General features: G+C 67.3%; 10 protein-coding genes. 2 read left to right on the top strand and 8 right to left on the bottom strand.

Annotation, left to right across the window (positions count from 1 at the left end):
* Window positions 1-53 precede the first annotated feature (53 nt).
* From ABIB38_RS13620 to rsmB, 8 genes are all read right to left on the bottom strand, one after another.
* Window positions 54-1,331, bottom strand: coding sequence for an EAL and HDOD domain-containing protein (locus ABIB38_RS13620; RefSeq protein ID WP_429204604.1), 1,278 nt, complete (start codon window positions 1,329-1,331; stop codon window positions 54-56).
* Window positions 1,332-1,509: 178 nt separating this feature from the next.
* Complete coding sequence (locus tag ABIB38_RS13625; protein ID WP_429204606.1) at window positions 1,510-2,274, bottom strand: class II glutamine amidotransferase; 765 nt, start codon at window positions 2,272-2,274, stop codon at window positions 1,510-1,512.
* A 90-nt stretch (window positions 2,275-2,364) separates the two neighbouring features.
* Window positions 2,365-2,622: a BTH_I0359 family protein gene (locus ABIB38_RS13630; RefSeq protein WP_005667861.1), complete on the bottom strand. Its 258-nt coding sequence runs from the start codon at window positions 2,620-2,622 to the stop codon at window positions 2,365-2,367.
* Window positions 2,623-2,729: 107 nt separating this feature from the next.
* Complete coding sequence (locus tag ABIB38_RS13635; protein ID WP_429204608.1) at window positions 2,730-3,143, bottom strand: GTPase; 414 nt, start codon at window positions 3,141-3,143, stop codon at window positions 2,730-2,732.
* Complete coding sequence (locus ABIB38_RS13640) at window positions 3,140-3,895, bottom strand: response regulator (RefSeq protein ID WP_429204610.1); 756 nt, start codon at window positions 3,893-3,895, stop codon at window positions 3,140-3,142. Before ABIB38_RS13640 ends, ABIB38_RS13635 begins: the two co-directional genes overlap by 4 nt.
* A gap of 148 nt (window positions 3,896-4,043) precedes the next feature.
* Complete coding sequence (locus tag ABIB38_RS13645; RefSeq protein WP_429204611.1) at window positions 4,044-6,332, bottom strand: ATP-binding protein; 2,289 nt, start codon at window positions 6,330-6,332, stop codon at window positions 4,044-4,046.
* Window positions 6,322-6,897, bottom strand: a complete 576-nt coding sequence (locus ABIB38_RS13650; RefSeq protein ID WP_429204613.1) for a DUF4390 domain-containing protein — start codon at window positions 6,895-6,897, stop codon at window positions 6,322-6,324. Before ABIB38_RS13650 ends, ABIB38_RS13645 begins: the two co-directional genes overlap by 11 nt.
* A gap of 42 nt (window positions 6,898-6,939) precedes the next feature.
* The gene (gene rsmB, locus ABIB38_RS13655; protein WP_429204615.1) at window positions 6,940-8,592 is read right to left on the bottom strand and encodes a 16S rRNA (cytosine(967)-C(5))-methyltransferase RsmB; all 1,653 of its coding nucleotides are present in this window, start codon (window positions 8,590-8,592) and stop codon (window positions 6,940-6,942) included.
* Between the two features lie 199 nt (window positions 8,593-8,791).
* Between rsmB and argS the strand changes: the two genes are divergently transcribed.
* Both argS and ABIB38_RS13665 read left to right on the top strand, forming a co-directional pair.
* A complete protein-coding gene (gene argS, locus ABIB38_RS13660; protein ID WP_429204617.1) occupies window positions 8,792-10,504 on the top strand; it encodes an arginine--tRNA ligase in 1,713 nt (570 codons plus the stop codon).
* Window positions 10,505-10,556: 52 nt separating this feature from the next.
* Window positions 10,557-11,225 (top strand): SPOR domain-containing protein, encoded by a 669-nt coding sequence (locus ABIB38_RS13665; RefSeq protein WP_429204619.1) that lies wholly within the window; start codon window positions 10,557-10,559, stop codon window positions 11,223-11,225.
* The last annotated feature ends 1 nt before the right edge of the window (window position 11,226 follow it).

The raw sequence follows: 11,226 nt of genomic DNA on the forward strand, positions 1-11,226 counted from the left end.
TTCGCCGAAGACTTGGGTTCCCGCCTTCGCGGGAACGACGGTTTCAAGCTAACTCAAATCGCGTAGCGCACCACCTTGTCGCTCCACTCGAACGCCGACACCTCGAGCTCGGCCAGGTCGTCGCCCTCCATCGACAGGCTCCTGAGGCCCGCCAGCATGTCGTCGCCCTGGTCGTCCATGCGCTCGATCGATTCTGCCAGTTTCAACAGCTCGCCGAAGAAGCCGCCCCGCCGCAGGAGCGCGGTGCGCACTTCGTCGATCACGGGGATCTGTTCCACGATGTCCATCATCGGGATGCAGAACAGCGTGTCCATCAAGGACATCATGCCGACCGTGAAGGCGACGTCGGCGACGTTCTTCTGGCCGGGGCGCAGGCGCTGGGCCAGTAACTCCATCAGGCGCGCGCGCGTGGTGGCCAGCAGCAGGAGCGGGCTCTGGCTGTGGCCGTGCACGTCCGGCTCGGCATACAGCAGGATCTGCAGCCAGCGCTGCAGCTGGCGCCTGCCCAGCAGGGTCAAGGCCTGGCTGATCGATTCGATGCGCCGCGCCGCGCCCACGGCCGGCGTGTTCACCAGGCGCAGCAGGTTCAGGCCAATGGTCACCTCGCGCTTGACCACGCGCTCGATCTCGGCGTTGTCGGCGTCGGACGCCACCAGGTTCACCAGGTCGAGCACCGTCGCCTGCGACGGCGACAGCTTGCGGCCGGCCAGCACCGCCGGCTTGGAGAAATAATAACCCTGGAAGTAGTCGAAGCCGATCTCCAGGCAGGTGCGGTATTCGCTGTGGTGTTCGACTTTTTCGGCCACCAGGCGCTTGCCCGTGGTGCGCAGGCGCGACGCCAGCGACAGCAGGGTCACGACCGGCAGCGCGCGCAGGTCCATCTTGACGAAGTCGATCACCGGCAGCAGACGCGACAGCGCCGGACCGTGGGCCGCCGCCTCGGCTGCGAAGCGGAAGCCATGCCTGCCCAGGGCGCGCATGCGTTCGATGACGGCGTCATCCGGCTCGACCGAACCGACGATCTCGAGCACCGTGCGCTCGCGCGGCAGCAGCGCGAACACATCGCTCATCAGGACGTCCTGGTCGACGTTGATGAAGGCGTTGGCGTCGCCGATCGCGCGCGGCAGGCCGAGCTGGGACGCATGGTGGATGACGCTGGCGCTGGCCGACAGGCCCGAATCGAAATGGGCCGGGCCCTGGGCGCTGCCGCGAAACAGCAGTTCGTAGCCGAACAGCGCCTGGTTGCGGTCCAGCACCGGCTGGCGCGCGAGGTAGAAATGGCGCATGCGGAGCGGCTGGGAGGCCTCGTCGAGGCTGGCGGTATCGGTCATCTCGTTCTCATTCTCGCGTCAATCGGACTACTTTACCGCATCCGTCCCGGTATGTGTCTTCTCGGCACTAATTTATTGAAGGAACGATGTTCGCGAAACATCGACGTTGCCAGGATCGACACGCGCCGCCGCCCCCTCCCCGCCCTCGCCGGGCGCCTTGGCGGGGCGTCAGGTTCATCTACTGAGGGAGTCCATCGACGAACACCTTCAGTTCGCCGGGCGCGAAATGGGTCCACTCCTCGTTCGTCGTCAGCGGCTCGGTGACGATGATCGCGACCCGGTCGTTGGGCGTGGTCACCTGCGAAAAGTCGACCGACAGGTCTTCGTCGGACAGACGGGCCGTCACGAAGGGATACTTGCGCACCACGTAGCACAGCTTGGTCGAGCAATGGGTGAACAGCGCGGCGCCGTCGGACAGCATCATATTGAAGGTGCCGTGCGCGGCGATGCCGGGGATGACGCGCTCGAGCAGTGCGCGCAAGTCCTCGCGGCTTGGCGCGGTGTCGCCGAATTCGCGGCGCATGCTTTGCAGCAGATAGCAGAAGGCCAGTTCGCTGTCGGTGGTGCCGACCGGACGATAGGGCCCGTCAAGCACGGGCGCGAAATCCTTGAGGTCGCCGTTGTGGGCGAACACCCAGTAGCGGCCCCACAGCTCGCGCACGAAGGGATGGCAGTTTTCCAGCGCCACCTGGCCGACGGTGGCCTTGCGGATGTGGGCGATGACGTTGGTCGACTTGATCGGATAACGCTTGATCAGTTCGGCGATCGGCGAGGCGATGGCGGCCTGGTGATCGACGAAGTGGCGTACCCCGCTGCCTTCGAAAAAGGCGATTCCCCAGCCGTCGTGGTGGGTGTCGGTACGGCCGCCGCGGTGGGCGAAGCCGGTAAAAGAGAAGACAATGTCGGTGGGGACATTGCAGTTCATTCCGAGAAGCTGGCACATGGCGCGCAGCTTACCATGCTGGATAAAAAAAGCGCCATTGCCCGCTGGTGGCGATGGCGCTCGGGGACTTCAGTGGACCGCTGTCGTTGCTCAATGCAGGACGACGGGCTGGCTCATCAGGGTGTCATACGAACCCAGGAAGTCGTCGATCTCTTCCATGGTGGGTTCGCTGGCAATCAGGTTGTTGACATCGCGCCGGAACGATTGCGCGAGGCGGCCGCCGATGAAGGCCTCACGCCGGCCGGCCTTGTCGACGATCTCGAAGCCGCCAAACCGCAGCGCTTCGAGTTCACGGTCGACACCGAACTCGACGACGCTGTACTGTTCGCTGTTATAGATCATGTTCATGATGACTCCTTCGATCAGAAATTAGTGCAACCCTGCCGCATGGCGGCGTACGGCAGGCTGTTCACTTCGCTTCAGAGGTGGGGCTGTTCGAACCGATTTCAAGTCCGTCACGCGTGGACGGTCGGGTTCAGTGCCAACAGCTGATCGTATGGCGGCGCTACAAGCCACGATCGCAACTGATCAAGGTGTTCGCTGCTCGCCAGACCGAGGAACAAGCGTCCCGGGCGTTGGCGCAGCAGTCGGTTCAATGTTACACGCAAAACGAGATTGCCGTCGCAGCACAAACAACCGGGAGCGATGCGCACGACTTGCAGGCCGGGCCCGGTCTCGAGCGGCGTAGCGGCCACGCCCAGGCCTTCGAGGATGACGGCGCTGAAGTTGGGAGGCGCGTCTGCGCCGGCGCCAGGCGCGCCAGGAACGGAAGCGGCATCGGGAGGAACGGCCAGCAGCGCCGCGATCGCCTGCTCGCGCGCGGCGGCGCTGGCGCCGGTAACGAGGACGGTGGCCGTGCGGGCCATCATCCCCCTTTCTTGGCGAGCTTGCCCGGTTCGACGCCCAGCTGCTTGAGTTTGCGGTACAGGTGGGTGCGTTCGAGGCCGGTCTTTTCGGCCACGCGCGTCATGCTGCCGCCTTCGCGGCCCAGGTGGTGCTCGAAATACATGCGCTCGAAGGCGTCGCGCGCCTCGCGCAGCGGCAGGTCAAACGACAGCGTGTAGCCGGTGCCCTCGCCTTGCGACACCGCATGCACCATGCGCGAGCCGTTGCCCATGCCGACGCCGGGGCCGGGCTGGGCGCCGGGGGCCGCGAACATCGGCGCGCTGGGGGCGGCGATGGCGGCATCGTTGGCCACCGGCGGCGCGCTCGGCGCGATCGGGCGCGGCGGCGCCATCGGTGCGCGCGCCACCTCTTGCGCGCGGCTCAGGCCCTGCTGGACCGCCTTGAGCAGCTTTTGCAGGGCGATCGGCTTTTCGAGGAAATTCAGGGCGCCGATACGGGTCGCCTCGACCGCCGTGTCGATGGTCGCATGACCCGACATCATGATGACCGGCATGGTCAACATGCCGTCGCGCTGCCATTCCTTGAGCAGGGTCACGCCATCGGTATCCGGCATCCAGATGTCGAGCAGCACCAGGTCTGGCGTCGCGGCCGCACGCGCCTCGCGCGCCTGCTGCGCGTTCTCGGCCAGGGTGATGGCATGACCTTCGTCACCGAGAATCTCCGACAGGAGCTCCCGGATGCCCATTTCATCGTCAACTACGAGTATGTTCGCCATCTTTTCTACCTTCCTGATCTTCTACCCGTCATGTGTGCAATTTTATAAGTTTTTTTGCACTTAAGCCAAGTTTGCTGATGGGGCTGCATCTGAGTGTCTCAAATAGTGGTGGCTGGAACGACCAGGCTTGATTCAACGAATCTTCATTTCAGGACACTTCAGCTAACTTTAGCAGCAAAATCGACACTGCCGCGCCAGTTCCATCGCTGCGGTTGCCTACGTCGATCCGGCCGCCGTGTTCGTCCACGATTTTCTTGACCATGGGCAGGCCCAGGCCGGTGCCGCGGGCCTTGGTGGTGACGTAGGGTTCGAAAGCGCGCGCCAGGATACGCGGCGCGAAACCGGGGCCGTTGTCGACGATCGCCAGGCGCACCGCGGTGCCCGCCAGCCCGTCGGCGCCGGTGTAGTGGATCGCCTCGGTGCTCACGTCCACGCGCGGTGGCGGCGCATCCGGGCCGCGGTCGACCAGCGCGTCCTGGGCGTTCTGTACCAGGTTGTGGATCACCTGGCGCAACTGGGTGGCGTCGCCCATCACGCGCGGCAGGTGCGGCGCCAGGCTGGCATGGATGACGTCGTGGCCGTCCTCGGCCAGGTAAAGGTTCAGTATCTCTTCGATCAGGCCGTTCAGGTCGAGCGGCCCGAGCATGGCCGGCGGCGTGCGTGCGTAGTCGCGGAAGTCATCGACCATGCGCTTCATGGCGTCGACCTGGTTGACGATGGTGGTGGTGCCGCGCTTGAGCAGCTCGGCCTCTTTCGGCGGCAGGCTGTCCTCGAGCTTCATCTGCATGCGCTCGGCCGCCAGCTGGATCGGCGTGAGCGGGTTCTTGATCTCGTGCGCCAGGCGCCGCGCGACTTCACCCCAGGCCACCGAGCGCTGGGCCGTGATCACGTCCGAGATATCGTCGAACACGACGATGAAGCCGCTGTCGGCGCCCACCGGCAGGCGCGAGCCGCGCGCCAGCAGCACCAGGTCGTGGTCGTGTTCGTCGCCGCTGCCGCGGCGCGGAATCTCGATCTGCTGCTGCCAGTGCGCGCGCTTGCGCCGCTCGGCCGCCGAGTGCGCGCTCTGGGCCGAGAAGGCGCGCGTGATGCAGTTCGAGAAGTGTTCCAGGCCCGGGATCCGGGCCAGCGGCCCGGCCATCGCGCCGGGTTCCACCTGCAGGATGCGGTAGGCGGCGTCGTTCGAGTTCACCACCAGGCCCTCGGCGTCGAGCACGATCACGCCGGCCGACATATTGGCCAGCACCGATTCGAGGTGGGCCTTGGCGCTTTGCAACGCGGCGCGGTTGCGCTCGACCGCGCTCCTGGCCTCGAACAGCTGGCCGGTCATGGCATTGAACGATTGCGTCAGCGTGCCCAGCTCGTCGTTGGTCTGGACGATCGGCCGCGGCGACAGGTCGCCCTCGGCCACCGCCTGCGTGCCCTCGGCCAGCACCAGGAGCGGCTGCGCCAGGTTGCTGGCGATGAGGAAGGCGCTGCCGACGGCGCCGAAGATCGCCAGCAGCAGCGTCAGGGTCAGCATGCCGATGTACATCTTGCGCAGGCCCGTGCGCGCTTCCAGGCGCAGCCGGTATTCGCTGTAGGCCGAGCGCAGCACCTCGGCGTTCGAGGCCAGGTTGACCGGCACCGACTGCAGCAGCTGCAGGTAGCGCTGCGGGGCGCCGGGCGGCTCGGGCACGGCCAGCACCACGCGCAGGCGCAGGCCCGTGACGGCGTCGAGCGCGCTCGAGACGCCGTCGAGCCCCTCCTCGCTCAGGTCGCGATCGACGCCGCCTTCGGCCAGCGCATACCCGCCCGGCATGGCGGCGCTCTTGAGCATGCGCTCATTGGGCGCGTCGTCCGCGAGATTGGCGCCGCGGTCTTCCAGCGCCGCGGCCAGCACCGCGCCCCTCTCGTCGACCAGCATCGCGCTCTGCAGGCCGCTGGTCTCGGCCAGCAGGCGCGCCAGCACCGGCTGCGCGCTCATGTCGCCCTGGCTGGCCAGCGTCGCGGCGGCGGTCTGCGCAGTCGCGCCCAGTTCGGCCAGCGATTCGTCGAGCGCGGCGCGGCCCAGGTTCAGGCCCGATTCGATCGCCGACTCGATCTTGACGTCGAACCAGGAATCGATCGAATGCGAGACAAAATTGACCGACACCATGAAGATGACGACGCCGGGCAGGATGCCGATGCCGGCGAACAGCAGCACCAGTCGCGCCATCAGGCGCGAGCCGAACTTGCCGGCCTTGTAGCGCGAGTACAGGCGGCCCAGGGCGACCGCGACGAAGATCAGCAGCACGAAGGCCACCGTGCCGTTCAGTCCGATCAGCCAGGCGTAGTAGCGGCCGAGGAATTCGGAATTGGCCGAGGCCGAGGCCAGCAGGAACAGCAGGATCGACACCACGGCTGCGCCCACGACGAGGGCGTAGCGCAAGACCTGATTGACCGGTCTACTCTGCACGATAGGTAAAGGTCTTGCGGCTGGACGTCAGGCGCCAGTCGGAATCGTTGAAGGCGTTGACCTGCAGGGGTTTTTGCAGGTATTCGCGGTCCATGTACATGCGCAGCGAGACTTCGTAGACTTCGCCCGGCTTGAGCTTGCCCTTGGGCGCGATCAGCCAGCGGGTCGGCCTGCGCACCATGAACATCGCGTCTTCGAAGCTCTGGAAGCGCTCCTGGAAGGAGCCGACCACCGTCACGTAATACTGCCGCGTGAGCACGTCGTAGGAAATGCGGATGGTGCGCTTGGCGGACACCGCCCGCTCGTCGCGCCACCACCAGCGCGGCCGCACCAGCTCGATCTCGGTGGTGAAATGCAGTTGCACGCCGTGCTGGAGTGCGTCGCGCAGGCCGCTATTGAGCTCGAAATCGTAGACCGTGTTGAGCCGGTAGCCGTCGTCGCTGGCTTCGATCGCGGCGCGGGTGATCTCGATCCCGTCGGCCGCCTGCGCCGGTACCCACGCACCAACGCACGCAAGCGCCAGCAGCAGCTGGCAGGCGAGGAGGCGTAAAAGTCGTAACGTCACGGGTGAGCCGGGGCCTTAAAAATGCGCGTAATGTAAAAGAACTTACGCCGCTTTCTTCTGGAACAGGGCGTAGAACAAACCGTCATGATCCTGTCCGGCGCCGCGGAGCGGCAGGAGTTGGCCCGGCGCATCGAGGCGGACTGCGTCGTGGCGAGCCGCGAAAGCGGCTGCCTGCGCCTCCGATTCCTGGGGCCAGAGCGAACATGTCACGAACAGCAATTTACCATCGGGCAGCAACATCTGCCAAAGATTGTCGAGTATTTTGGAAGAAAGTGTTGCAAGTTGGGATGTATCCGACTTGCGGCGCAGCCAGCGGATATCCGGGTGGCGGCGCACGATGCCGGAGGCGGTGCACGGCACGTCGGCCAGGATGCGATCGTATTGACGGCCGTCCCACCAATCCCGGCTGCCGGCGTCGGCGGCCAGCAGCGTCGCGGGGAGGCCCAGGCGGCCCAGGTTGTCGCGCACGCGCGCCAGGCGCGCCGGGTCGGCGTCGACCGCGGTCAGCTGCACGTCGGCCGTCTCGAGGATGTGCCCGCTCTTGCCGCCGGGGGCGGCGCAGGCGTCCAGCACGCGCATGCCGTCCTTCAGGTCGAGCAGCGGCGCGGCCAGCTGGGCGCCGGCGTCCTGCACCGACACCATGCCATCGGCGAAGCCCGGGATCTGCGCCACGTTGATGGCCTGGGCCAGGCGCACCGCGCCTGGCCCCACCTGCGCGGCCTGCAGGCCGGCGGCGTCCAGGATCTCCAGATAGGCGGCGACGCTGGCCTTGCGGCGGTTGACGCGCAGCGTCAGCGGCGGATGGACATTGCCGGCCTCGAGCAGCGCTTCCCACTCGCGCGGATAGGATGCGCGCATGGTGTCGATCCACCACTGCGGATAATTGAAGCGCGCCAGCGGCTCGCGCAGCGCCTGCCCGACCAGCGCCTCGCGCTCGCGCAGGAAGCGCCGCAGCACGGCATTGACCATGGCCTTGGCATGGGCGAAATCGGGATGGGCCGCGGCCGCGCTGACGGCCTGGTCGACCACGGTGAAGGCTTCGTAGGGGGCGGCCTGGCCCTCGGGCGGATCGAGCAGCGAGATGGCCGCGCACAACAGGCCGCCCAGCATCGGCGGCTCCGGCGCCTTGCTGGTCATCAGGCCGAGCAGGGTCTCGCTGCGGCCCAGCTGGCGCATGGTGCGGTAGGCGATGTCCTGGATCGCGCCGCGCGCCTGCGGCGTGGCGTCGTAGGCGGCGAACACGCCGGCCAGGGCCTGCGGCAGCGCGCTGCCGCCGCGCACGCGCGCCACGGCGCTGGCGGCGCCCAGCAGCGCCAGCGCCAGCGAGTCGGACTTGAGGTCGGGACGGTAGTCGCGCTGTGGCGCGACCTTGACTTCATGGCTCGGGCGCAGGCGCTGGGCCGCAGCGTCGCGCCCCGCGCCCGCCGCGCGTGGCTGGTGGCCGGCGAAGTCGCCACCCTGGACCCGCGGCGGCTTGCCGACCGGACGGCGGTCGGGATCGGACGGGCTGGGCTGGCCGGATGCGCTCGGGCCGGGCTTGCCATGACCGCCCTGCGCCCGCCCCGGGCCGGTTGCCGCAGCGCCGGCCGGGACCGGAGCATGGCCCACCGCGCGGCCGCCCGCGCCCGCGGCGCGCCGGTCGGCGCCGGGCCTGGCCTTGGGTTTCAGGGTGAGCGTTGGACGCTTGTCAGTCATGGCGAATAAAATGTTGCGAAAATGGGCTCCCATTGTAACGGTTATGCCTTTGGCGACGCTTAATATGGTTGCCGAACCGCCAATCGCGAACGCCGTGGCCAGCCAAAGCGTGGCATCAAACTAGTATAATGTCCGCTGTTTGCCTGCTCATCCTCCCGAGAACGGGCGCCGTCCAGCATCTACTTTTTTCGACCATTCCATGCTCGCCCAACAAAAACAACAAATCGTTGCCCTGTTCCAGGCAGCCCTCGCCCCGATCGTCGCCGGCACCGACCTCGTGCCCAATGTGGTGCTGGAGCGTCCGCGCGATCCCTCGCACGGCGACATCGCCTGCAATATCGCCATGCAGCTGGCCAAGCCGCTCAAGACCAATCCGCGCGAACTGGCCACCCGCCTGGTCGCCGCGCTGCAGGCCGAGCCGGGCGCGCAGGGCTTGATCGAAGCGGCGGACGTCGCCGGCCCCGGCTTCATCAACCTGCGCGTGGCCGCCGCCGCCAAGCAGGCGGTGGTGCGCCACGTGCTCGAGCAGGGTGAAACCTTCGGCCGCGCCAGCGGCGCCAGCGGCCACCATGCGATCATCGAATTCGTCTCGGCCAACCCGACCGGTCCGCTGCATGTCGGCCACGGCCGCCAGGCCGCGCTGGGCGATGCGCTGTCGTCGCTGTTCGAGTCGCAAGGCATCGAAGTGACGCGCGAGTTCTACTACAACGACGCCGGCGTCCAGATCGCCACCCTGGCCTCCTCGGTGCAGGCGCGCGCGCGCGGCTTCAAGCCGGGCGACGCCGAATGGCCCGAGTCGGCCTATAACGGCGACTACATCGCCGACATCGCGGCCGACTTCCTGGCGCAAAAGACCGTGTCGGCCAGCGACGGCGAACCCGCCACCGCCAGCGGCGACGTCGAAGACATCGAATCGATCCGCCGCTTCGCCGTGACCTACCTGCGCAACGAGCAGGACCAGGACCTGCAGGCGTTCGGCGTCAGGTTCGACAACTACTACCTCGAATCGTCGCTGTACGCCGACGGCAAGGTGGAAGCCGCGGTGCAGGCCCTGGTCGATGCAGGCAAGACGTATGAAGACGGCGGCGCCCTCTGGCTCAGGACCACCGACTACGGCGACGACAAGGACCGCGTGATGCGCAAGTCCGACGGCACCTATACCTATTTCGTGCCCGACGTCGCCTACCACATCCAGAAATTCCGCCGCGGCTTCGACCAGGCGATCAACATCCAGGGCAGCGACCACCACGGCACCATCGCGCGCGTGCGCGCCGGCCTGCAGGCGGTGAACATCGGCATCCCGCAGGGCTATCCCGACTACGTGCTGCACAAGATGGTCACCGTGATGAAGAACGGCGAAGAGGTCAAGATCTCCAAGCGCGCCGGTTCCTACGTCACCGTGCGCGACCTGATCGAATGGTCGGGCAATGGCGACGTCACGCGCGGCCGCGACGCGGTGCGTTTCTTCCTGATTTCGCGCAAGGCCGACACCGAGTTCGTGTTCGACGTTGACGTCGCCCTCGCGACCAATGACGAAAATCCGGTCTACTACGTGCAGTACGCCCACGCGCGCATCTGCTCGGCGCTGGCCAACTGGGGCGGCGACGTCGCCAGCCTGGCCAAGGTCGACCTGGCGCCGCTGACCGAACCGCACGAATCGCAGCTGCTGGCCAAGCTGGCGGCCTACCCCGAGATGCTGCAGCGCGCGCAGGCCGAGCTCGGCCCGCACCAGGTCGCGTTCTACCTGCGCGAACTGGCCGGCGAGCTGCACAGCTACTACTTCGCGCACAAGTGGCTGCTCGACGACGATGAGTCGCTCAAGCTGGCCCGCCTGGCGCTGGCCGCCGCCACCCGCCAGGTGCTGCGCAACGGCCTGGCCCTGATCGGCGTCTCGGCGCCGGACAAGATGTAAAGCGCAGGCATTCCTGGAACCGAAGCCCACCGTCTCATTACCAGAAAGCGTCATGACCGTCATCCGTACCTTCTCGAAGCATAGCCAACGCTACCAGCGCGGCAGCACCCTGACCGGCGTCATCATCGGCCTGATCGTCGGGCTGGGCATCGCGGTGGCGGTCGCGCTCGTGATCACCAAGGGCGCCTCGCCGTTCACCGACCGTTCCAACAAGATGGGCCGCCCGGCCGACCTCGAGCCGAGCCAGGCGTCCGACCCCAACAAGCCGCTGTACGGCAACCGGGGGCCGGTGCCGCAGACGCCGGCCCAGCCGAGCGCGCCGGCGGCCGCGCCGGCGCCGTCACAACAGCGGCAGCCGCCCGATTCGGACCCGCTGGGCGCCGCCATCGCCGGCATGCAGGAGCCGCGCTCGAGCGCGCCGCCACCGCCGCCGGGCCCGGTCAACACTGCCGCTCCGGCCCCCGGCGCGGCGGCGGTGACCGACGGCTACATCTATTACCTGCAGGCCGGCGCCTTCCGCGAGATGTCGGATGCCGAGAACACCCGCGCCAAACTGGCCCTGCTCGGCTTCGAAGCCGCGATCAGCGATCGCAGCACCGACAGCGGCGTGCTGCACCGCGTGCGGGTCGGCCCCTACACGCAAGTCGAGGCCGTCAACAAGGCGCGCGCCAAGCTGCTCGACAGCGGCATCGACGTCGCCATCGTGCGCAACCAGCGTTAAG

This window comes from Massilia sp. UYP11 (genome assembly GCF_050434805.1).
Taxonomy (GTDB): domain Bacteria; phylum Pseudomonadota; class Gammaproteobacteria; order Burkholderiales; family Burkholderiaceae_D; genus Telluria.